Raw genomic sequence first — 21,670 nt, 5'->3', positions numbered from 1 at the left:
CTGGTCGTCATCGGGCTCAAGGGCCTGGATGCGGAGGGCCTACGCGAACGTCTGGGCGAGGTCGTCGCGGGACCAGACCAGCCGGCGTCCTCGGCGGCCGAATAAGGTCGGCAGTGGTCCTCATGGCGGCGGACGCATGACGCCCGTTCCTGCGTCCGCTGGGGCTACAGCAGCGGATGCAGGGGCCGTTGCACGGCGGCCAGGAACAGCACGAGGCCGAACCCGAAGATGACACCGCCGCCGGCCACGCCGAGCAGGCGCGGCCACCAGAGGGCACGGCCGGTGTGCGTCTGCGGCACGGCCGTCTTGCCGAGGATACTGGCCACGGCCGCCAAGACGGACACGGTCAACGCGGTTCCCAGGCCCATGCACAGGGCCGCCGCGACCCCGGCGGCCCACAACCCCACACTGAAGCTGAGGATCAGCACCAGGATGGCCCCCGTGCAGGGGCGCAGGCCGATGGCGACGGCCAGGGCTGCGATCTGGCGCCACGACCCGGCCTCAGTCACTTGATCCGGTGTCGGCATGTGGGAATGGCCGCACCCGCAGCCCTCGCCGTGCTCGTGAAGGCCATATCGTCACCGACACCCTGGGGGTATGGGTTGGCCTGACCATCCGCGGCGCCGACATCCAGGACCGGAGAGGTTCTTAACCATGCCGAAAGCCTCGCATGATAAAATCCAAACTGCATGCCCACAGGGGAAAGAGCCAAGGGGAAAGAGAATGCGAGTTGATGCAGGAGCAAACTACCTGTACGCGAGTCAGCGTCCGCAGGCGTCAACCGCTGACACTTCGGCTTCCACATCGTTTTCGGCTGCATTAACCGCTGTTCAGGATAATACTGAAAAGACCGACAGCAACACTAGGCAGGCGGATTTCACCAGCATGACCCGCCAAGACATGCGCGATTGGGTCAACACTCAAATCCGCAGTGGGGAAATGTCGCTTGATGATAGTCGGCCCTTCATGGCGATGACCATGAAAATTCCGGTGAACAGTGGGCTTGGTGGCGAAGTGGCCCTGGGTGGGGATGATACGCGGTACGACTTCATGCAGAAGGCGCGAGATGGCATCCAGGGTGCACTGTCGCGTAACGACGAAACGACCCTGAAGATGTTGAAATCGGCTATGTCGATTATGCAGGGGCATAAAGATCAAGCCGTCGGCGTTAATACCCGCGCTTAGTACCACAGTTGCGGTTTCGATCGTGTGCGACGGTGACAGAGAGCGGCATGCGCTTGGTGACGTTGTCTCCAGCCGGACCATGCCCAGGCGAAGGCCGGGTGGGTTCTGGGGGTGGACAGCAAACGAATGACGAGTGTTCGGATTTCGGAAGTCGTGAAGAGCCCGGCGAAGGCCAAAGTCACGCTGCGGCGGGCGGGCGGTGGACTCCTTTTGTCCCGTTTCCCGAGAGCCTGACGGCGCTGCTGGGCGGACACCCGGGCCTTGGCACACCGCGGGGGGGACCTCCGCCCAGGTCTTCGGCAAATAGAGTGGCCAGTCAATCAGGGCGTGACCGTACCGGCTGGCGTAGCAGGCAAAAACACCCACCTGGCAAGTCTCAATGCGACCCGCCGTCCCGGCGTATTGCCGCGCGACACCAACCGAATGGACGCCCTTCTTTAAAAACCCCGTCTCATCAACACCCAGAACACCGCCATCATCTCCAAGGGCGTCAATGAGATAGTCCCGAACGCGGTCCCTGCCCGACCGCACCCCGGGCCGACTGACCGTTACCCTCGACGCACTGCTGAACGCCGCGCTGAAAGAGGACGCAGCGTTTACGAGGCCGCCCACGGCGAGACGGAAAGCGTGGCCGATCTGATCCCCTTCATGCTGCGGGCGTTCCTCAAGGACGACCGCGCCTTCGCCCGGGCCCACAAGAACGGTCTGGCCGAGGGCGAGGACGCCGCCGCCGGACCGTCATCGCTCCGGTCTCTCCGTCGCGGAACGGCGGCTGGATCGGCACCATCCGCTCCGCTCGGTCGCGGGCGGCAGGCGCAGACCTCGTCGCGATCTCTGTCTTGCTCATGGTGTGCCGCGCGCCCTCTCACGCCGGGGGGCCTCCGGCGCACCAGGGTCGCTTCACACCGATTCATTTATCGCGTTTGACTTTGGTTAAGGAGGCTGGCGCCTCCGATCCGCATTCTGAGGGCCGTGACACTCGCTCCCGAAAGGATCCGCGATGCGCCAGGTCATGACCAAGACGATGGCCGCAAACATTTTCTATGGCGGCTCATTGTTCTTCATCATCGTTTTTGTCGCACTCACGGTGCATAGCCATTTCTACATCGTGAACACCTCGACGGACTCCGAGGGCCTGACGGACAGCGTCGCGCGCGGCAAACACGTTTGGGAAACCCACGCCTGCATCAACTGCCACACGCTCCACGGCGAGGGCGCGTACTTCGCCCCGGAGGTCGGCAACGTCATGACCCGCTGGGGCGTCATCGACGACCCCGAGGGGCCCTTCTATGCCCTGCGCGGATGGATCGACGCACAGCCGACGGGGATCCCCGGACGGCGCCAGATGCCTCACTTCGACCTGACCGATCAGGAGGTCCGCGATCTGGCCGAGTTCCTGCGCTGGGCCGACCGCATGGACACCCAGGACTGGCCCCCGAACGACGCCGGCTGAGGAGACGTGACCGATGAAATATCAGACACAATCGATCGCCACGGCGTATGTCATCACGGCGTTGGCGCTGTTCGGGGTGCAGGTTTCGGCCGGACTGCTCGCCGGATGGATTTACGTCGCTCCGAACACGCTGGCTGAGATTCTGCCGTTCAACATCGTGCGTATGCTGCACACCAACAGCCTCGTGGTGTGGCTGCTGCTCGGCTTCTTCGGTGCCTCCTATTTCCTGGTTCCGGAAGAGGCGGAGCGGGAGGTGCACTCCCCCCTCCTGGCCTATGTGCAGCTTGGCATCCTGGTGTTGGGCACGGCCGGCGTGGTTGTGACGTATCTGTTCAACCCGTTCGAGGGCCATTGGCTTCTTGGTATGCAAGGCCGGGAGTTCCTGGAGCAACCGCTGTGGGTCAAGCTGGGTCTGGCCGTAGCCTGCGTGATCTTCCTGTACAACATCACGATGACGGCCCTGCGCGGCACGAAGACGGCGGTGACCAACGTGCTGTTGCTCGGCCTGTGGGGCCTGGTGCTGCTGTTCCTGTTCGCCTTTTACAACCCGGAAAACCTCGGACTCGACAAGACGTACTGGTGGTACGTGATCCACCTGTGGGTCGAAGGCGTCTGGGAGCTCATCATGGCCGCCATCCTGGCCTATCTGATGCTCAAGCTGACCGGCGTCGACCGCGAGGTGGTGGAGAAGTGGCTGTACGTCATCGTCGGCACCGCCCTTTTCTCCGGCATCCTGGGCACCGGGCATCACTACTACTGGATCGGCACGCCCGCGTACTGGCAGTGGATCGGCTCGATCTTTTCGTCGCTGGAGGTGGTGCCGTTCTTCGCCATGATGGCCTTTGCCTTCGTCATGGTATGGAAGGGACGGCGCGACCACCCGAACAAGGCCGCCCTTCTGTGGTCGCTGGGGACGGTGGTGTTCGCCTTTTTCGGGGCCGGCGTGTGGGGCTTCATGCATACCCTGCACGGGATCAACTACTACACCCACGGCACCCAGATCACGGCGGCGCACGCCCATCTGGCCTTCTTCGGGGCCTACGTTTCGCTCAATCTGGCGGTCTTCACCTACGCGCTGCCAATCCTGCGCAACCGCGACCCCTACAACCAGGTGCTCAACATGGCGAGCTTCTGGCTGATGAGCGGCGGCATGGCATTCATGAGCATCGTGCTGACCTTCGCCGGCACGATCCAGACCCACCTGCAGCGGGTGCTGGGCCAGGATTACATGGCGGTGCAGGACCAGTTGGCCGTCTTCTACTGGATGCGCTTCGGGGCCGGCGCGGTGTTCGTGCTCGGAGCCCTCCTGTTCCTGTATGCGCTGCTGGTGCCCCGACGCGAGGTGATCTCGACCGACGCCACCGTAGCGGCGGAGTAGGTCCATGGACGTTATGGGCCATGACGAGGAGGGGGCGGTCGGCGCCCCCTTCTACCGGCCGCAGGGCGACGAATGCGATGTGTTCGCCCACGCCCACGCGCTCGGCCTGCCGCTGCTGCTGAAGGGACCGACCGGTTGCGGCAAGACGCGGTTGGTGTCCCACATGGCGGCGCGGCTGGGTCGGCCCCTGTACACCGTGGCCTGTCACGACGACCTGTCGGCGGCGGACCTGATCGGGCGCTATCTGCTCAAGGGCGGCGAGACCGTGTGGGTGGACGGCCCCCTGACCCGGGCGGTGCGGGAGGGCGCCATCTGCTACCTCGACGAGGTGGTGGAGGCCCGCAAGGATGTCACCGTGGTGCTGCACCCGCTGACCGACGACCGCCGCCGCCTGTTGATCGACCGCACCGGCGAGGATCTGACGGCGGCACCCGGGTTCATGCTGGTGGCGTCCTACAACCCGGGCTACCAGAACATCCTGAAGACCCTGAAGCCCTCCACCCGGCAGCGGTTCCTGTCGATCGCGATCGACTTTGCGCCGCCCGACCAGGAAACCGCGATCGTCGCCGCCGAAAGCGGCTTGGCAGCCGATCGCGTCGCCCCCCTGGTACGGCTGGCCGGTAAGTTGCGCGCCCTCAAGGGGCAGGACCTGGAAGAAGGCGTGTCAACGCGCCTGCTCGTTTATGGCGCAACGCTGATCGCCCAGGGTATGCCGGTGGAGCGCGCCGTGCGCGCGGCCCTCATCGAGCCGCTGACCGACGACGCGGAGGTGAAGCGCGGCCTGCTGGACCTGTTCACGGCCGTGTTCGGGTGAGGCCGCCATGCCGGGGATCGCCTTCACACCCTGGGAACCCGAGGAGAGCGTCGGCCGGCTGTGGCACGATGTCGCTACGCGCTTCGACGCCCCGGCCACCCATGACGACGCGGCCGTGGACCTGAGCGCGGTCGAGGCACGGCTGGCCGTGCTGTTCCGGGGCCTGGGGGGTGCCGCCTCGGTCGCGATCCGTGCGGCCGCGCCGGAGCCCAGCCGTCACCGGCTGTCGCGCCGCCGTCGTCTTGGCACGGAATCGGAGCGGCTGCACCGCGCGTCCTTCGACGGCGCCAGCCTGCGTCTGCCCCCCCGCATGGCCGTGTTCCCGTCTCGGGACGCGAACACGGCGCTGTATCTGTGGCTCGCGGCCATGCTGGCGCACGCCGCAGCGGAACCGCCGCCCCCGGACACCGATCCACTGCGCGCGGACCTGCGGGCGCTGGCCCTCGCGGACCGTCTGACCCGGGCGACGTTGGTCGCCTGTCCGGGGCTTCGGTCCGTCCACACGACGTTGGCCGCTCACAGTCTGCGCCAGCGCCCTCGCCACGCCCTGCCGCCCTTCGAACGGGCGGTGGAAGCGGTCATCGCACACCGGCTGGGGGCCCCGGCCCCGACCGCCCCCCTCGCCCGCCGGATGACCGAGGCGGTCACGACGGACGGTTCCGACCTGTCTGCCTTTTCGGCCCCACGCGGCTACCGCCCGGCGCGGCCCGTCCCGCTGTGGCCCGACCTGCGCCCGTTCGTGACCGGAGACGGCACCCCGGCGGACTCCGACACGGCCTCCGCGGGCCCGCCGCCGGACACGGCGGAGACCACCCACCGCGCCCGCCGCCGGCGCGCGGATCGACCGCAGCGCCGCGACAGCCTGATTCTCCACCGCTTCGAAGCCATCCTGTCCTTCGCGGCGTTCCTCAACGTCAACCGCCGGGTGGAGGACGACGACCCGGACGGCGCCCGCAAGGCCGCCGACGATCTCGACGAGGTGACTCTGACGCAGACGGGCCAAGCCCCGGCGACGCGCCTGCGCCTGCACCTCGACCTCGCGCCGGAAGAGGCGGAGCGCGCCCGCCTGTCGGCGCCCGTCACCTATCCGGAATGGGACGCCCGGCGCGGGGTTTATTTGCCCGATCATGTGCGTGTGCTGGACAGCCCGGCCGAGCCCGCGGTTGCCCTGCCGCCGCCGGATCCGCGCGCGGCCCGCCGGATCCGGATGGTGCAGCGCCGGTTCGAGGCCCTGCGTCCGCGCCGCGTTCTGCTGCCCGCGCAGCCGGACGGGGCGGATCTCGACCTTGACGCCGTGGTCCGCGCGCGCGCCGACCTTGCCGCCACCGGCGAGGAATCGGACCGGGTCTGGCGCGCCGCGCGTCAGGAGGCGCGCGACCTCGCGGTCTCGATCCTACTCGATGTCTCCCGCTCGACCGAAAGCGTGGTCGCGGGACGCCCGATCATCGAGATCGAACGCGAGGCCCTGACCGCGCTGGCCTGGGGCGTGACCGCGGCCGGGGACGCCTGCGCCATCAGCGCGTTTTCCTCGCGTCGCCGCCATCATGTGTTCCTGTCCCGAGTCAAGGACTTCACCGAACCGATGGGGGCGGCCGTGGAGGCCCGCATCGCCGGGTTAGCCCCCGGGCACTACACCCGCCTTGGAGCCGCGATCCGCCATGTCGCGGCCGGGCTCGGGCGTCAGCCGCAGGCAAGGCGGTTGCTGCTGATCATCACCGACGGCAAACCGAACGACATCGACCACTATGAAGGCCGCCACGGCATCGAAGACAGCCGCATGGCCGTGCGGGAAGCCCGACGCCAGGGCCATGCTGTCTTCGGTATCACGGTGGACACCGAGGGACAGCGCTGGTTTCCGCGCCTGTTCGGGCGCGGGGGCTACGCCGTCATCCGAGAGGCGGACCGGTTGACGACCGCCCTGCCCGATCTCTACCGCCATCTGGTGGTCTCATGACGGGGCCGCGGGCGTCATCCCTCGCCCTTGCGCCAGAACTCGGCGCGGTCCTGGTCGACGAACGCCCGCAAGCGCGCAACGTCGTCAATGGCAGCCTGATTCTGCCGTACCTGGACGCCGGCATCCCGCAACCGGCCGAACGCACGGCTGAGGCTCTCCGGCTGGATGCCGAGGCGCCCGGCCAGCAGCGCCTTGTCATAGGGCAGCGTCACGGTACACGCCCCCGCATCAGCCGGACACAGGTCCACCAGGAACGCCGCCAGACGTTGCGCGCCCGTGCGGGCCTTGAGTTGCTCCACCTGCTGCACCAGCGCGTGCAGATGACTGAAGGCGGCCGCCAGGATGGCCGGCCCGAGGTCGGGGCGTCGATGCATGCGGTCGAGCAGGGTCGCCACGTCCAGGCGCAACAGGCGCGCGTCGGTCACGGCCTCGGCGTTAACCGGATAGGTTGCGTTGCGGAAGGCGACCGCCTCCGCGAAGCTCTCGCCGCGGGCGAACACGCCGACCACCGCCTCCGCGCCGCTCGGCGAGAGGCGGCACAGCTTGATCCAGCCCTCCAGCACGACATAGACGCTGTGCGCGGGGTCTCCCTCGACGAACAGCGTGGTTCCGTGCGGGGCGTCCTGCACGGTCGCGGATGCCAGGATATCCTGAAGGGCATCGTCGGCCAGACCGCGCAGCAGAACGGACCGTCGGGCGCAGGCGATGTCTTCGGGGCGGCGGAGCGACATGGCGTAGAGTTCTTTTCACACGGGACGAATGAGGGACCCACGGCCGGCTCCGCGACGCCCCGCATGGGGGCTGTCCCGACGGCATGCGGCCCAGGAGAGGAACGCACGGGAAAGGACCGACCATGCGTATTCTGGTGTTTCAGCACGTCGATGTCGAACGCGCTGGGGTCTCCCGCGACGTCTGGAATCAGGCGGGTCGCGCCGGGACGGTGCCCTGACGACGCGGGTCGCGTCTCGGCCGGACGGCCTCTTCCCCTTCCTCCAACCCCGAACGGATCCACCCCATGACACCTCGCATCAAGAGCGGAGGCTTCCTGGAACGGGGCTTCCGCCCATTCTTCCTACTGTCCGGGGTCTATGCCCTGGTGGCCATGGCCCTGTGGCTGCTGTTCCTGCGGGGCGGTGTCCTGCTGCGCGGTCCGATGGACCCTCTGTCTTGGCACGCCCACGAGATGCTGTTCGGTTTCGCCGGGGCCGCCGTCGCGGGCTTCGTGTTGACGGCCGTGCCGAACTGGACCGGGCGCCTGCCACTGTCGGGCGTGCCGCTGCTCCTGCTGGTCCTGCTCTGGGCGGCGGCCCGCGTGCTGGCGGCGCTGCCGGTGCCCTGGCCGCTGGCGGCGGTGGTAGACGTGGCCTTTCCGGTGACTCTGTGCGTCGTCGTGGTCCGGGAGGTGATCGCCGGGGGAAACCGGCGCAACCTGCCCGTGGGCGCCGCGCTGGGCCTGCTGGCCCTGGCCAACGTATGGGATTGGCTGGAATCCGCCTTTCTTCTGCCCGACGAGACCATCGGGCCGCGCCTGGGCATCGCCGTCCTGGTGGGACTTATCGCGTTGATCGGTGGCCGCATCGTGCCCAGCTTCACGCGCAACTGGCTGGCCCAGCGCAAGGCGGAACGGCTGCCGGCACCGTTCGGCCGCTTCGATACGGCCGTCTTGATCGCAACCCTGGTGGCGTTGCTGGTCTGGACGGTCCAGCCGCAGGGCTGGGCGGGGACCGTCCTGTTGGGACTGGCCGGCGTGGCCAATCTGATTCGGTTGTCGCGCTGGCGCGGAATGGCGACAGGCGCCGAACCGTTGGTCTGGATCCTGCATCTCGGGTACCTGGGTATCCCGCTCGGCCTGCTGCTGGCGGCGCTGTCCGCTGGATGGCCCGATCTGGTGCCGGAGGTAGCAGCCCTGCACGGTCTGACGGCCGGCGCCATCACCGTCATGATCGTGGCCGTCATGACCCGCGCAACGCTCGGACACAGCGGCCGGCCGCTGCACGCGGGCTGGGTGACGACCCTGGTCTACCTGCTGCTGCTCACCGCCGCCGCGACGCGGGTCTGGGCGGGCCTGTCGGACGGGCTGTACATGCCGTTGCTCCTGACGTCCGGCGGAGCTTGGATTGGGGGCTTCACCCTCTATCTGCTGCGCTACGGCCCGATCCAGGTTGTGCCACGGCGCGAAACGGGCGGCGGATGAATCCAGGATGGAGTGGGCGGACCATGGTTGGCAGTTTCGCGGAATTCGGGGCCGCGTTGGTCGCCTTCATTGGCTCCCACGCGGTGGCGGGCCTGCCGGGAATCCGGGGGCGCCTGCTGGCCGGCCTGGGGGCGCGCCCCTACCGGATCGTCTATTCGGGGGTCTCCCTGGCCCTGTTGACCTGGGTCATCTCGGCGGCCATCCGCGCCCCCTATGTCTGGCTGTGGGGGCCGTTCCCCTGGACCACCGCCATGCTGGTCGCGGTTATGGCGCCGGTCTGTGTACTGCTGGCGGCGGCGGTGCTGGAACCGAACCCCTTTTCCCTGTCCTTCGCCCGGGGCCCGTTCAACCCCGCCCGACCGGGGACGGCCGGGCTGATCCGCCATCCCCTTCCCGTAGCCTTCGCCCTGTGGGCGGGCGCTCATCTGATCGCCAACGGGGACGCGGTCCAGGCCGTCCTGTTCGGGTCCCTGCTGGCCCTGTCCCTAGCCGGACCGACCATCGGCGCGGCGAAAGCCCGACGCACTCACGGCGTGGAGCGTCTGGCCGCCTGGCGCACGGACATGGCGCGGGCCCCGTTTCGTCATCGCATGCCACGCCTCATCACCTGGATCGTGGGCCTTGGGCTCTATCTGGCCGTGCTGTTCCTCCACGGGCCGGTGATCGGACCGGATCCCCTCGCCGCCGTTTTGCGTGTATATGGCGCCTAAAATCACCCGTCAGCGCCAATCTGCGATGCAAAATGATCGTCAAGATGAGGGCCCGTTGCGACCGCTCCCTCTTTGCGTGCCGTCTCCGCGACACACCGACACGATGTGGTACGTCTCCTAAAGCGTAGCCGCAGATACGGCGTGGCACTGGAATTGCTATCCCACTGCACTTGTGCGCAGGGGAGCGACCGTTCGGCCGCCTCGGCACACCGCACGCGATTCATAAAAGGCCCCGGTTTGGCCGGCGCGTTTGTCGATCATCGCGCCGGCCCCGCGACCAACAAAGGGACACGTCTTCATGGCCCTGATGCAGACGACCTCTCCGTCGACGTCCAGAAAGGCGAACGGCGGCGCGAGCACGACGACGTCACCATCCGGTCGGGACGTCAGGCGCTCCCCCACCCGACCCAGCGGTGGCGCGGCGGCTTCCGGTGGCGGTATGGCGGATGAGAAGCGTCGGCGAGCCCGCACCCTGGCGCGCCAGCAGCAAGCCGCGGAGCGCGTCGCCTCCGCCACCAGCGAATTAACGTCGGGCGTGCAGGAGGCCTCCGCCGCGTCCGAGGAACTGGGCCGGAACATGGAGCAGATCGCGGCCGGCGCCGAACAAGCCGCCGCCGCGTCGGAACAAAGTGTCGCGGCTCTGGGCCAGATCAACGGCCGCATGCGCGTCCAGCTCGACGGGGCGCGGAACTCCCGCGACAAGACCGTCCTGCTGGCCCGCAATGTCGGCGAGATCGGCGACGACATCCGGGCGCTGGTCCAGAACGTGTCGCGCGCGGCGGACCGCCAGACCGGATCGGTCGCGCAACTCAACGACCTAGAGAAGCGGGCCAACGATATCATCGAAGCGGTCAACGCGGTCATCCGGATCGCCGATCAGACCAACCTGCTGGCGCTGAACGCGGCGATCGAGGCCGCGCGCGCCGGCACCCACGGCAAGGGCTTCGCGGTCGTCGCCGACACGGTGCGCGCCCTGGCCGAGCGGTCGGAAAAGAACGCCACCAGCATCGAAACCCTGATCCAGCAGATCCGGGAAATGTCGGGCCGCATTGCCGCCGCATCGCGCGAGTCGGCGCAAAGCGCCCAGGCCGAGGTGGAGCGGGGCAAGAGCGTGGTCAGCCAGCTCGATATCATCGTCGCCGACATGACCCTGATTCAGAAAGCCGCCGAGGAGATCGTCGCGACAACCGAACAGATGTCAGCCGCCAGCGAGCAGGCGACGAAAGGCGGCGAACAGGTGGCCGCCGCCGCCGAGGAGCAGTCCCACGCCTGTGAGGAAGCGCGGAAGTCCGTTGCGCAGCAGTCCCAGGCGCTCGACGAGTCCAACGCCGCGTCGGCCGCGCTCGACGAACTGGCCGAGGAACTGAAGAGCAGCCCGGATATCGGCAAAAGCTCCGAGGAGGTCGCCGCCGCCGCCGAGGAACTGTCGGCCACCATCAGCGAGCTGGATCGCTCCGCCAACGAGATCATGGATGCCATCACCCAGATCGCGGCCGGTGCTCAGCAACAGGCGGCCGCCGTCGAGCAGGGCGCCACGGCCATCGGCGAAATCGCGAAAGGCGCCAAGGAGAGCGAAGGCAAGGCGCAGCAGGCGGTGGACATGACCGACAAGCTGACCGGCCTGTTGAACGAGAACCGTGCAGCCGTCACCGAAATGATCGGGGGCATCGACTCGGCGGCGGAAAACGCATCAAAGGGCGTGGAAGAGATCTCGGAACTGGACGAGTTGAGCGGCCGCATCGACAAAATCGTGGATTCCATCGCCAACGTGGCGATCCAGACGTCCATGCTGGCGGTCAACGGCGCGGTGGAAGCCGCCCGGGCCGGCGAATATGGCAAGGGCTTCGCCGTCGTCTCCACCGACATTCAGAACCTCGCCAACGACGCCAGCGAGAACGCCGAGCAGATCAAGGACCTGGTGAAGGCGATCCGCGACCAGATCCGGACCGTGCGCCGCGATCTGTCGGAAATCGCCGGCGAGGCCCAGCAGGAATCGGCCCGCGCGGCGAAATCGCGCGAGGCGCTCGGTCGCATTGAGCGCGAAACGCTCGGCGTGCAAAACAACGGCAAGGCAGCCCTGACCGCCAGCCAGGAGATCCTGACCTCGGTCGACGAGGCCAAGACTGGGATGGAGCAGATCGCCTCGGCCGCCGAGCAGGCGCGCAAGGCGGCCGAACAGGCGGCGTCGGCCGCACGCCAGCAACGCCAGAGCGCCGGCGAGTTGAGCCGCGCCATCGAGGAGATCGCCTCCACGGCCGACGAACTCCAGACGGCGGTCTAGGCCGTCGCGGGACAGGGGCGAGCGCGCCCCGTCTCCCCCTTCTGGTTTGGAGTGGCGTGGCATGGACGACAAGACGGAAGACACGGCCGGCACCCCGGCCTCGGCTGCGCCACCGGATGCAGCTCTTCCCCCGCCGGACGGTGCGTCTCCGGACGACGCGACCTTGGTCAGTTCGGAGCACGTCGGCTTTGCGGTCGGCGATCAGGCGTTCGCCTTCTGCATGACCAAGGTGTTGGAGATCATTCGGGTGCCGCGCGCGGTGATGGTGCCGATGACCCCGACGGCCCTGCTCGGCCTGGCCAACCTGCGCGGGCGGGTTCTGCCCATTCTGGATTTCCGCACCCTCGTCGGCTTGGAGCCCCGAACCACCGACGAGGCCACGCGCGTCATCGTGGTCGATATCGGCCAGACCGTAGGCTTGGTGGTCGACCGCGTGGCCCGCGTGATGCACGTCGAAGCCCGCGATGTCGACCCGGCCGAGGATATCGAAAGCTTTGTCGGGCGTGACCTTCTCGATGGCGTGGTGAAGCAGCCCGGCGGCGCGCTGGTCCAGCTTGTCGATCCGGAAAAGGTCGTCGGCCTCAAGTTCTCGCTGGCGGACATCCGGGAGGCCGCCGAGACCTCCCTCGGCCTCTCGGACCTTGGCCGCGTCGTCGCGGACACCGAGGGCGAGGACGAAGCCAACCGGCTCGTGTCGGTCTGTCTGGCCGGACAGGACTACGGCCTCGCCATAGAGCACGTGGACGAGATCGTGCGCGTGCCGGACTCCATCGGCACGGTACCGAACGCCCCACCCCATGTTCTGGGAATCATCACGCTGCGCAGCCGGGTGCTGCCGCTGGTGTGCATGCGCCGGATGCTTGGCCTGCCCACCGAACCGCTGAGCGACAGCCACCGCGTCGTCGTCGTCCGCACGGCGGATCGCAGTGGTGCGCTGCGGCGCATCGGTCTGGTCGTGGACAAGGTCAACGCCGTGATCCGGATCGACCCGAAGGCCGTCAGTGAGGTTCCAGACCTCCTCGCCGAAGGCTCCCGGGGCGACATCACGGCCATCTGCCGGCTGGACGATGGGCGTCGCTTGGTCTCGGTGCTGGGGATCGACCGCATGTTCCGAAGCGGTGCTCTGCCCGCGGGCGTGGGCGCGGGGCCCGAACGCGACGACCCGGAAGACGCGGTCAGGGAGAGTAAGATGACAACGGAACCCGGCGCCGAGGATCTACAGGCCATCGTCTTCCAGATGATCGACCAGGAATTCGGCATCATGGTCGAGCATGTGCAGGAAATCCTGCGGGTGCCGGACGTCATGACCGAGGTGCCCAAGACCTCGGCCTATGTCGAAGGCATGATGAACCTGCGCGGCGGGGTGCTGCCGGTCATCGATCTGCGGGTGCGGCTCGGCCTGCCGAAGCAGGCACGCGGCGACCGCCAGCGGGTGATCGTGCTGGACCTCAACGGGCGCCGCACCGGCTTTGTCGTGGACGGCGTCAGCGAGGTGCTGCGCATGCCCGCCGACGCCGTGATCGAGACACCCCGCATGTCCACCGTGGAACAGCGCGTGCTCAGCCGAGCCGTGAAGCTGAATGGCGGCAACCGCCTGATCCTGCTGGTCGACCCGTGCCGGCTGATGGAAGGAATAGACACGACCGGAGGCGGGGTCCCGGCGGCGGCCTGAGCGCGGCCACGCGCCCCCTCAACACGACACACACGCGACCCCGGGTCGGTCTGAACGAACCGGATCCCCTACGTTCTCTCCACACGGCAGAATTGGCCGGAGAAAGACCATGACAACGGTGCTGGTGGTGGATGACTCGGCGTTGATGCGACGGAGCATTCGCCGCGCCTTCGAAGCGGAGGGCGATTTCGAAGTCCATGTGGCCCACGACGGTCAGGACGCTCTGGAGCGGATTACGGCGCTGCATCCGGATGTCGTGACCCTCGATATCAACATGCCGGTGATGGACGGGTTGACCTGTCTCAGCCACATCATGACGGACCACCCGGTGCCGGTCGTGATGCTCTCGTCTTTGACCACGCGCGGCGCGCTTGCCACGTTCGAAGCCCTTGAACTGGGCGCCGTGGACTTCGTGCCGAAGCCCGACGGGACCGTGTCGCTCCGCCTCGCCGAGGTGGTGCCGCACCTGGTCGCAAAAGTCAGGGCGGCGGCCGGCAGCCGGCGGGCACGGACCCCGGTGCGGCCCCGCGTCGGTATGGTGCGCGAACAGGCGAAGCGCCCGCGCACATCGCCTTCCTCACGCGATATTCCGGGGGTGGTGGTGATCGGCATCTCGACCGGGGGCCCGAAGATGCTGGAAGGCATCGTCGCGGCCCTGCCCGCCGACTTCCCCTACCCCGTTCTCGTCGCGCAGCATATGCCCCCCCATTTCACGCGCGTCTTCGCAGAACGCCTGGACGCCATGAGCGCCGTCTCCGTGATGGAGGTCAACAAGGCCCATCCCCTGCACGCGGGCACCGTCTACCTGGGCGCGGGCGGGACCGATCTGGTGGTGGAGCGACGCCTGGGCCGGCTTGTGGCCGCGCCGATGACCGAAGATGCCACCCTCTGGCACCCCAGCGTAGATCGGCTGGTCGAGTCGGCCATGCATGTCGTGCCCGCGGACCGCATCATTGGGGTGCAGATGACCGGCATGGGCAATGACGGCGCCGTCCGCTTCGCCGAGTTGCACCAGCGGGGCGGCCACACCGTCGCGGAATCGGAACGATCGAGCGTCGTGTTCGGCATGCCGCGCGAGTTGATCGAATTGGGCGGGGCCTCGGTCGTGCTCGACGGGTCGGACATCGCCGGCCATCTGATCGAGCGCGTTACCTTGGCGCAGACCGCACGGCACCGCCTGGCCTCGGCCTAGAGCCCGTCCCCACGATCACACGGGCGGCGCCTGGGCTGCGGACTCTGGGTTCGGACTGACGGAGACACAGCGATGGGACTCCTGAGCGCCGACAACCATACGCCCCGGCCGAGTTCACAGCCGGACGGGGGACCGGACGCGCCCAATCTGGCCCGTCCGGTCACGGACCTCGCGGATCCGAATCCCGAGCGCCGGTGGGAGGCCGCCCTGTCCGCGCGGGGTGAGCCCACGGGCGTCGACGCCGTGCTTGCGCGCCTGCCGGTCGAGCCGGATCTGGCGGTGCGTCAAGCGCTGTTCGACGCTCTTGCGGCGACTGGCGGGCCGGTGGCTGCGCGCGGTCTTGTTGATCTGCTGCGCAGCGAAGACGCGCACCTCCGCAATGAAGCGATCGCCGCTCTGGCTGAGCTTCCCGATGATGTGCCGGACCTAATCGACACCATGCTGACCGCGGACGATCCGGATGTGCGGATTTTCACCGTCAACGTACTGCGGGATCTGCGCCATCCCCAGACCACAGCCTGGCTCACGCGGGTGATCGCCGAGGATACGCACCCGAATGTGGTAGGCACGGCGCTCGATCACGCGCTGGAGCTGGCGGACCCGGCGATGGCTCCGGCAGCGTTGGCGGCGCGCACCCGGTTCGCCGACGACCCCTATGTCGCGTTTGTCTGCGGCCTGCTGCTGGATCGGATCGAAGGAAGCGCATCGTGACGCTCCAGGCTGAAATGGAGACGGCGACCGCCATTTCGGCCGACGAATACGATCGGTTCCGCACCTATTTCTACCGCAAGACGGGAATCCGCTTCGAGGACAGCAAGCGATACTTCGTCGACAAGCGCCTGGAAAGCCGCATCCGCGAGACCGGTCACGACTCTTTTCGGTCCTACTTCATGGCGCTGCGGTTCGAGGCGGCGCAGACCGAATTGCAGGCGCTGACCAACCTGCTGACCACCAACGAGACCTATTTCTACCGCGAGGACTACCAGTTCCGCGCCATGGTACGCGACGTGCTGCCGGAGATCGCCCGGCACAAGCGCGCGGGCGACATCATCCGCATCTGGTCGCTGCCCTGCTCCACCGGGGAAGAGCCGTACTCGATCGCCCTGCACCTGCTGGAACACTGGCCCGGCATCGAAACCTGGGACGTGGAAATCCTGGCGAGCGATATCGATACCAACGCGCTGGAAAAGGCGCGGGCCGGGTGCTACGGCAAACGCTCCATCGGGTTTTTGCCGCGCCCCGTACTGGACCGCTACTTTGAGGCCAAGACGTCCGATGTCTGGCAGATTTCCGAGATGCTGCGGCGCTCGGTCAACTTCAGCCGCGCCAATATCACCGACGTGAACGACATGCGCGGCTACGCCAACATCGACGTCGTCTATTGCCGGAACATGCTGATCTACTTTGACGACCAGTCGCGCCGCGCGGCTGTCGAAACCCTGTACGGCGCCATGTCACCGGGCGGGTTCATCTTCCTGGGGCATTCGGAGTCCATGAGCCGGATGTCCGGCCTGTTTCAGGTGCGCCGCTTCGCAGACGGCATCGTGTACCAAAAGCCGCGCGCCGAGAACGGAGGCTGAGGCGATGGCCCGAATCCTGATCGTGGACGATGCCGTGACGGTTCGCATGTTCCACCGCAACGCGGTCGAGGCGCTGGGCCACGACGTCGCGGAAGCCGAAAACGGCATCGAGGGCATTGAAACGGCCCTGACCGACCCGGTGGACCTCATGCTCGTCGACATCAACATGCCGCGCATGGACGGTTTTCGTTTCCTGGAAGAGATACGCAAGACCCCGGAGTTGCAGGGCATTCCCGCCGTTATGGTTTCAACCGAAGCAAAGCCGGATGACCGCCTGAAAGCCTATGCCTGTGGCGCCAATCTTTATAGAGTAAAGCCGGTCAAGCCCGCCGACATGAAGGCGCTCCTGTCTCTTATCTTGGGAGAGCCGACCGCATGAAGCCGCTGGACGCACAATTCATCAGCGAGGCCCGCGATCTTCTGGAGCAGATCGGCGACGGCCTTTTGCGCCTGGAGCGCGATCCCGGCAATCCGGAGACCGTGCGCGACCTGTTCCGCCCAGTCCATACCCTGAAGGGGGCCTCCGGGATCTTCGAGGATCTGGCGCCCATGACCCGCGTTCTGCATGCGGGGGAGGATGTGCTCGACCGGGTGCGCGACGGCCAGATGGCGCTCCGGCCCGACCACGCGGATCTGTTCCTTGAGGTGTTCGACCAGATCCTGGAGTGGATCGAAGCCTACGAATCCGCCGGTGGCCTGCCGGACGGCGCCGATGCCGCCGCCACCCACTACGCCGCCGCGCTGCGCGCGCTGCTGCCCGCCGACGCGGCCGCGGGGGAGAATGATGACATCGGCGGAGTCCCGACCGCGCAGACTACCCCGCCGGACTGGTGGACAGCCCTGGATCCGCCGGACCGGCCGCCGGTTGCGGGGGTCGCGGTCACCTACCGGCCCGCGCCCGACGTATTCTTTCAGGGCGACGATCCACTCCGCACTGTGCAGACGGCGCCCGGCGTCCTGTGGTCGGCGGTGGTGCCGGTCACCCCCTGGCCGGCGCTGGCCGACCTTGACCCCTTCGTCGCCAATCTGGAGTTCCGCGTGATCTCGGACGCCGGCGTGGTCGCCCTGGCGGAGCATTTCCACTATGTGGCCGACCAGGTGACGCTGGCCCCCGTCGATGGACCGGCGGACGGCGGCGGGGAGGCGGCGGACGCGGCGGAGGCTCCCTCATCCGACGCACCCGCGCCCGGCCCCCGGATCACCTTGCCCGAATCCGTCCATGCCGTAATGCAGGAGTTGGCCGCCGGCCTGTTCACCCCGGGCGCGGACGCCGCGGTAGACGGCCGCATTGCCTCCAGCCGCCGGATCCTGGAGGGGCTGGCCCGCCACGCCGCCCTGGAGGAGGCGCAGCTGCCAGAGGCGGTGGACGCGGCTCTAGAGGCGCGAGATCCCGCCCGGCTGGCCAAGACCCTGACCGACCTTTTGAGCCGCGCGGTTCCGGACTCCGCGTCCAAGTCCGGACCCGACGCCGACACCGGTGGCCCCCGCTCAGGCCCCCCCCTGCCCGCGCCCGGGCGCCCGACGGACCGGACCGGCGCCGAGGCCGTTCGCAAGGGGACGGCCATCAAGGTGGACCAGGAGCGCCTCGACGGCCTGATGGACATGGTCGGTGAACTGGTCGTGGTGAAGAACGGCCTGCCGTTCCTGGCGCGCGCGGCCGAGGAAGACCACGGCAATAAGCGGCTGTCCCGCCAGATCCGCGCCCAGTACGAGGCGCTGAATCGTGTGACCAACGCGCTGCAGGCCGCGGTCATGCGGATGCGGATGATTCCCGTCGGTGTGGTGTTCAGCCGCTTCAACCGGCAGGTCCGGGACATCGCGCGCCGGCTCGATAAAGACATCGAACTGGTCCTGATCGGCGAGGACACCGAAGCGGACAAGACCGTCGTGGAGGATCTCGCCGATCCATTGGTGCATTTGATTCGGAACGCCTGTGACCACGGGCTGGAACGCGCGGAGGACCGCCATGCGGCCGGTAAGCCGCCGCGCGGACGCCTGACGCTGTCGGCGCGCTCTCAGGACGATCATGTGCTGATCGAACTGAGCGATGACGGCCGTGGCATCGATGTCGCGCGGGTGCGCGCCAAGGCGCTGGAGCGCGGCCTGATCGACGAGGAGCGCGCCCGCACCCTGACCGACCGGGAGGCCCTGAACCTCGTGCTGCTGCCGGGGTTCTCCACCGCCGAGGCGGTGTCCGACCTGTCCGGCCGGGGCGTCGGCATGGATGTGGTCAAGGCGATGGTGGAGCGCCGGGGCGGCCGGCTGGAGATCACGTCCGCGCCGGGGGTCGGCACGACGATCCGGCTGGCGGTGCCGCTGTCCATGGCGCTGACGCGGGTCATGCTGTTCGACGTGGGTGGCCAGCAGTTCGGCATTCCGATGGCCGCGATCTCCGAAACGCGGCGCATCCGACCGGAGGAGATCCATTGCGTCAAGGACCAGGAGTGCATCGTACGGCGCGACCGGATCGTGACGCTGCGGCGCCTGACCCGGATGCTCGGGATGCCGGAGGTGGAGACGGCCCCGAACGCCGTGGTCACCGATCCGGCCGTGCTGATGCTGGATGTGGACGGCCGCGAGACCGGGCTGGTCGTGGACCGCTTCCATGAGGGCATGGATCTGGTGGTCAAGCCCATGGAGGGCATCCTGACCATCGCCCCGATCTACGCCGGCACGGCGTTGCTGGGTGACGGACGGGTTTTGCCGGTCTTCAACGCCAAGGAACTGGTGCGATGCCTGTGAAGCCGAACAAGAAAAGTGTCTCCCTGACCGGCGTGTGCACGGCCGAGGACGCCGAGGCCCTGCAGGCCTGGCTTGGGGCCAATCCGGCCGGCACGGTCGGCCTTGGGAAGTGCGACAGCCTGCACACAGCCTGCCTTCAGGTGCTCATGGCCGCCGGCCGACGCACGACCGGGCAGCCCACGGACCCCGCCCTCGCCCGGATCGTGAGCGCCGCCCTGACGCCCCGCGCATAGCACGCCCCTCTTCGTTCCCTCATCCATCGCCAGACCATCCCCCGTCTCCAGTTCAGCCCCCCGTCTCCAGTTCAGCGAAGGGTTCCGGTTCATGAAGTCCATCCTGCTTGTCGACGACAGCCCCACCATCCTGGCCAGTGTCGGGCAGCTTCTGGAACGCACGGGATACAAGGTGACGACGGCCAAGCATGGCGAGGAGGCCTGCGCGCTCGTCGATGGCGGCCTGACCGCCAACATCGTCATCACGGACCAGAACATGCCGGGCATGAGCGGCATCGACCTCATCCGCACGCTGCGCAAGAAGGCCGGGTACCGGTTTACGCCCATGCTCGTCCTGACCACCGAGACCCAGCAGGTCAAACGCGAGGAGGCCAAGGCCGCCGGAGCCACGGGCTGGCTGGTGAAGCCCGTGGCGCCCGATCAACTGGCCGCCGTGCTGAAGAAGGTCTCGGGCTGAGGGGAGGTCACGATGACGGCCCAAAACCTGTTCATGAAGGGCCGGAGCCTGCGCGCGGAACGCCGGGTGTCCCGTGTGACGATCGGGCGCTCCGTGATTTTGATCGTGGCCATCCTCGTCGCGGGGCTGGGGTATCAGCCCTGGTGGTCCCTCATGAGTGCCCTGTCTGTGCCCGCGCCCGTGGCGGCCGCCCTTGGCGTGGCGCTGATCCTGGCGACCAGCCTGCTTGTGGACACCGCTTGGGTTCCCAAACCGGCCCGCATGCAAGCGGGGCAAGAGGCCTCGCGCCCGTCCCGCTCCAACGGGGCTCGCCCCGGTCCGAACCAACACGCCGCACCCGAACCCGCCGCCTGGGTGCAACGCGACCTGGACGCTTGGCGTGCCGTGCTGCTCGAATGCGGCCAGATCGACGCCATGGCCGACGATGCCAACGTGGTCCGCCGCCGGCTGGACTGGATCGGGGAGTTGCGCTCCAACGCCCGGCAGGCGGCTCTTGGCCTGGAAACGGTGGGCACGTTCGCCGCCATCGGCGGGGAGCACATGAACGCCACCATCGAGACGACCGAACGCGCGGCCTTCGCGATCATGGAGGACATAAGCGGACTCGATACGCTCATGACCGGGATGGTGCAGTGCGTCCGGACGGCGGAGGCGGACTCCAACGGCCTGCTGCACGACATGGACGAGCAACTGGCGCAGAACCAGCGCTTCATCGACAACCTGTCCACGCATCTTGACCGACGCCTGACCGCCGTGGAGGAAAGCCGGCACCGGCTGGAGCATCTGGTGCGGGAGGTCGACGGCCTGGGCAGCCAGTTCTCCGCCATTACCCAGATCGCCAGCACGACCCGGATGCTGGCCATGAACGCCAAGATCGAGGCCTCGCGCGCCGGCGAGTACGGTGCCGGCTTCTCCGTCGTGGCCGACGAGGTGCGCGCGCTGGCGATGCGGTCCGCCGATACCGTCGCTCAGGTGCAGGCCGAGATCACCAAGCTTCAGGACGTCATTCGCGGCCAGTTGGCGGATCACTCCGCCGAGACGGAGGCCGCGGAGGAAAAGGAGATGCTGCGGGCCCTGCGCGACCAGCTGGCACGCAGCAACACCCGCTACGCCCAGATCGCGCACTGCCAAACCGACCTCATCCAGGCGTTTGACGAACGCAGCCAGACCATGTCCGACCGCGTCACGCAGGCCTTCGGTCACTCCCAGTTCCAGGACATCGTGCGCCAGCAGAGCGAGGCCCTGATCCTGGGGCTGGAGGATATGAACAAAGCCTCCGTTCGGCTCAGCGCCATGCTGCTGGACGAGACGGCGGTGGATCCGACCGTCATTCAGGCGGTGTTGCAGGACCTTGAACGGCGCTATGTGATGGACAGTCAGCGCCTCGCTCACGCCGCCGGCAGCAACGCAAAGGCGATCGCGGACACCGCCCCGGACATTGAATTGTTCTAGAGCCTTTTGCGTGATATCTGGATCACGCAAAAGGCTGGTACCGTCCAGGATCTTTCGCACATTGGGTCACGCGACGGCGCCGGATGAGGACGCCCGCATCGCCTGGAACGACCTCATCGACCAGCCTGGAAAATCACGTCCATCGCACATCGCACACGGGGGATATGGGTTTTCGCCAGCGCACGGCGGCATGAGACGGCCGCGCCCTTGAGAAAACACCGGTCCGTCACGACACCACTCTCGCGATCCCTCCGCCCCTGTTGGGGCGTTCGGGATGCGGCATTTTATTCTAAAACAATACTTTACGTCATCCCGACCGAGCGAAGCGAGTGGAGGGATCTCGCGCGGGGTCAAACGGGTCGCGCGGCGATTT

General features: G+C 67.6%; 19 protein-coding genes and 2 pseudogenes. 18 read left to right on the top strand and 3 right to left on the bottom strand.

The genetic code is table 11. The annotated features are described in order from the left end of the window. Window positions 1-164 precede the first annotated feature (164 nt). Window positions 165-545: pseudogene (locus tag GGD82_RS19480) on the bottom strand (nickel/cobalt transporter); the annotation flags it as partial. A gap of 178 nt (window positions 546-723) precedes the next feature. On the opposite strand from GGD82_RS19480, the gene GGD82_RS19475 reads away from it, so the two are divergent. Further along, on the top strand, window positions 724-1,185 hold the full coding sequence (locus tag GGD82_RS19475; RefSeq protein ID WP_150064049.1) for a hypothetical protein: 462 nt from the start codon (window positions 724-726) through the stop codon (window positions 1,183-1,185). A gap of 252 nt (window positions 1,186-1,437) precedes the next feature. Here GGD82_RS19475 and GGD82_RS19470 read toward each other — a convergent pair. Continuing rightward, a pseudogene (locus GGD82_RS19470) lies at window positions 1,438-1,704 on the bottom strand (transposase); the annotation flags it as partial. Here GGD82_RS19470 and GGD82_RS21650 point away from each other — a divergent pair. The 5 genes from GGD82_RS21650 (at window position 1,639) to GGD82_RS19445 (ending at window position 6,784) form a co-directional block, all read left to right on the top strand. Beyond that, complete coding sequence (locus GGD82_RS21650) at window positions 1,639-2,112, top strand: DUF2274 domain-containing protein (protein ID WP_375782140.1); 474 nt, start codon at window positions 1,639-1,641, stop codon at window positions 2,110-2,112. The pseudogene GGD82_RS19470 and the gene GGD82_RS21650 sit on opposite strands and share 66 nt — an antisense overlap. Window positions 2,113-2,197: 85 nt before the next feature. After that, window positions 2,198-2,638: a c-type cytochrome gene (locus GGD82_RS19460; protein WP_311731994.1), complete on the top strand. Its 441-nt coding sequence runs from the start codon at window positions 2,198-2,200 to the stop codon at window positions 2,636-2,638. A 13-nt stretch (window positions 2,639-2,651) separates the two neighbouring features. Beyond that, window positions 2,652-4,016 carry a cbb3-type cytochrome c oxidase subunit I gene (locus GGD82_RS19455; RefSeq protein WP_150064047.1) on the top strand — a complete coding sequence of 455 codons (1,365 nt, stop codon included), beginning with the start codon at window positions 2,652-2,654 and terminating at the stop codon, window positions 4,014-4,016. 4 nt (window positions 4,017-4,020) lie between these two features. Continuing rightward, window positions 4,021-4,830 (top strand): CbbQ/NirQ/NorQ/GpvN family protein, encoded by an 810-nt coding sequence (locus GGD82_RS19450; RefSeq protein ID WP_150064046.1) that lies wholly within the window; start codon window positions 4,021-4,023, stop codon window positions 4,828-4,830. 7 nt (window positions 4,831-4,837) lie between these two features. Next, entirely contained in the window at window positions 4,838-6,784 is a 1,947-nt protein-coding gene (locus tag GGD82_RS19445; protein WP_150064045.1) for a nitric oxide reductase activation protein NorD, read from the top strand. Between the two features lie 14 nt (window positions 6,785-6,798). On the opposite strand, the gene GGD82_RS19440 is transcribed toward GGD82_RS19445, so the two are convergent. After that, window positions 6,799-7,515: a Crp/Fnr family transcriptional regulator gene (locus GGD82_RS19440; protein ID WP_150064044.1), complete on the bottom strand. Its 717-nt coding sequence runs from the start codon at window positions 7,513-7,515 to the stop codon at window positions 6,799-6,801. A 284-nt stretch (window positions 7,516-7,799) separates the two neighbouring features. Here GGD82_RS19440 and GGD82_RS19435 point away from each other — a divergent pair, with 284 nt between their 5' ends. The 12 genes from GGD82_RS19435 (at window position 7,800) to GGD82_RS19380 (ending at window position 21,297) form a co-directional block, all read left to right on the top strand. After that, window positions 7,800-8,978, top strand: coding sequence for an NnrS family protein (locus tag GGD82_RS19435; protein WP_150064043.1), 1,179 nt, complete (start codon window positions 7,800-7,802; stop codon window positions 8,976-8,978). A gap of 23 nt (window positions 8,979-9,001) precedes the next feature. After that, window positions 9,002-9,688 carry an NnrU family protein gene (locus tag GGD82_RS19430; RefSeq protein WP_150064042.1) on the top strand — a complete coding sequence of 229 codons (687 nt, stop codon included), beginning with the start codon at window positions 9,002-9,004 and terminating at the stop codon, window positions 9,686-9,688. Between the two features lie 439 nt (window positions 9,689-10,127). Further along, window positions 10,128-11,969 carry a methyl-accepting chemotaxis protein gene (locus tag GGD82_RS19425; protein ID WP_211364848.1) on the top strand — a complete coding sequence of 614 codons (1,842 nt, stop codon included), beginning with the start codon at window positions 10,128-10,130 and terminating at the stop codon, window positions 11,967-11,969. Between the two features lie 61 nt (window positions 11,970-12,030). After that, complete coding sequence (locus tag GGD82_RS19420) at window positions 12,031-13,641, top strand: chemotaxis protein CheW (RefSeq protein WP_150064040.1); 1,611 nt, start codon at window positions 12,031-12,033, stop codon at window positions 13,639-13,641. A 109-nt stretch (window positions 13,642-13,750) separates the two neighbouring features. Beyond that, window positions 13,751-14,833 (top strand): chemotaxis-specific protein-glutamate methyltransferase CheB, encoded by a 1,083-nt coding sequence (cheB, locus tag GGD82_RS19415; RefSeq protein ID WP_150064039.1) that lies wholly within the window; start codon window positions 13,751-13,753, stop codon window positions 14,831-14,833. A gap of 72 nt (window positions 14,834-14,905) precedes the next feature. After that, a complete protein-coding gene (locus tag GGD82_RS19410) occupies window positions 14,906-15,544 on the top strand; it encodes a HEAT repeat domain-containing protein (protein ID WP_150064038.1) in 639 nt (212 codons plus the stop codon). Next, window positions 15,541-16,413 (top strand): CheR family methyltransferase, encoded by an 873-nt coding sequence (locus tag GGD82_RS19405; protein ID WP_246164017.1) that lies wholly within the window; start codon window positions 15,541-15,543, stop codon window positions 16,411-16,413. The genes GGD82_RS19410 and GGD82_RS19405 overlap by 4 nt, the downstream gene beginning before the upstream one ends. A gap of 22 nt (window positions 16,414-16,435) precedes the next feature. Further along, window positions 16,436-16,792: a response regulator gene (locus GGD82_RS19400; RefSeq protein ID WP_246164016.1), complete on the top strand. Its 357-nt coding sequence runs from the start codon at window positions 16,436-16,438 to the stop codon at window positions 16,790-16,792. Then, the gene (locus GGD82_RS19395; protein ID WP_150064036.1) at window positions 16,789-19,155 is read left to right on the top strand and encodes a chemotaxis protein CheA; all 2,367 of its coding nucleotides are present in this window, start codon (window positions 16,789-16,791) and stop codon (window positions 19,153-19,155) included. The genes GGD82_RS19400 and GGD82_RS19395 overlap by 4 nt, the downstream gene beginning before the upstream one ends. After that, complete coding sequence (locus GGD82_RS19390) at window positions 19,146-19,388, top strand: hypothetical protein (protein ID WP_150064035.1); 243 nt, start codon at window positions 19,146-19,148, stop codon at window positions 19,386-19,388. The genes GGD82_RS19395 and GGD82_RS19390 overlap by 10 nt, the downstream gene beginning before the upstream one ends. Window positions 19,389-19,479: 91 nt before the next feature. Then, window positions 19,480-19,845, top strand: a complete 366-nt coding sequence (locus tag GGD82_RS19385; RefSeq protein WP_150064034.1) for a response regulator — start codon at window positions 19,480-19,482, stop codon at window positions 19,843-19,845. A 12-nt stretch (window positions 19,846-19,857) separates the two neighbouring features. Further along, window positions 19,858-21,297: a methyl-accepting chemotaxis protein gene (locus GGD82_RS19380; RefSeq protein ID WP_150064033.1), complete on the top strand. Its 1,440-nt coding sequence runs from the start codon at window positions 19,858-19,860 to the stop codon at window positions 21,295-21,297. Window positions 21,298-21,670 lie beyond the last annotated feature (373 nt).

The sequence above is a fragment of the Roseospira marina genome, from assembly GCF_014197855.1.
Taxonomy (GTDB): domain Bacteria; phylum Pseudomonadota; class Alphaproteobacteria; order Rhodospirillales; family Rhodospirillaceae; genus Rhodospira; species Rhodospira marina.
The sequence above is the reverse complement of the archived record's forward strand: the minus strand, read 5'-3'. Positions and strand labels throughout refer to the sequence as shown.

Bases quoted from the DNA above. Each gene is read 5' to 3' on its own strand.
- GGD82_RS19410 (WP_150064038.1), top strand. From the start codon at position 14,906: ATGGGACTCCTGAGCGCCGACAACCATACGCCCCGGCCGAGTTCACAG.
- GGD82_RS19425 (WP_211364848.1), top strand. From the start codon at position 10,128: ATGGCGGATGAGAAGCGTCGGCGAGCCCGCACCCTGGCGCGCCAGCAG.
- GGD82_RS19440 (WP_150064044.1), bottom strand. From the start codon at position 7,515: ATGTCGCTCCGCCGCCCCGAAGACATCGCCTGCGCCCGACGGTCCGTT.
- GGD82_RS19435 (WP_150064043.1), top strand. From the start codon at position 7,800: ATGACACCTCGCATCAAGAGCGGAGGCTTCCTGGAACGGGGCTTCCGC.
- GGD82_RS19395 (WP_150064036.1), top strand. From the start codon at position 16,789: ATGAAGCCGCTGGACGCACAATTCATCAGCGAGGCCCGCGATCTTCTG.
- GGD82_RS19390 (WP_150064035.1), top strand. From the start codon at position 19,146: ATGCCTGTGAAGCCGAACAAGAAAAGTGTCTCCCTGACCGGCGTGTGC.
- GGD82_RS19475 (WP_150064049.1), top strand. From the start codon at position 724: ATGCGAGTTGATGCAGGAGCAAACTACCTGTACGCGAGTCAGCGTCCG.
- GGD82_RS19445 (WP_150064045.1), top strand. From the start codon at position 4,838: ATGCCGGGGATCGCCTTCACACCCTGGGAACCCGAGGAGAGCGTCGGC.
- GGD82_RS19450 (WP_150064046.1), top strand. From the start codon at position 4,021: ATGGACGTTATGGGCCATGACGAGGAGGGGGCGGTCGGCGCCCCCTTC.
- GGD82_RS19420 (WP_150064040.1), top strand. From the start codon at position 12,031: ATGGACGACAAGACGGAAGACACGGCCGGCACCCCGGCCTCGGCTGCG.
- GGD82_RS19460 (WP_311731994.1), top strand. From the start codon at position 2,198: ATGACCAAGACGATGGCCGCAAACATTTTCTATGGCGGCTCATTGTTC.
- GGD82_RS19380 (WP_150064033.1), top strand. From the start codon at position 19,858: ATGACGGCCCAAAACCTGTTCATGAAGGGCCGGAGCCTGCGCGCGGAA.
- GGD82_RS19430 (WP_150064042.1), top strand. From the start codon at position 9,002: ATGGTTGGCAGTTTCGCGGAATTCGGGGCCGCGTTGGTCGCCTTCATT.
- GGD82_RS19455 (WP_150064047.1), top strand. From the start codon at position 2,652: ATGAAATATCAGACACAATCGATCGCCACGGCGTATGTCATCACGGCG.
- GGD82_RS19385 (WP_150064034.1), top strand. From the start codon at position 19,480: ATGAAGTCCATCCTGCTTGTCGACGACAGCCCCACCATCCTGGCCAGT.
- cheB (WP_150064039.1), top strand. From the start codon at position 13,751: ATGACAACGGTGCTGGTGGTGGATGACTCGGCGTTGATGCGACGGAGC.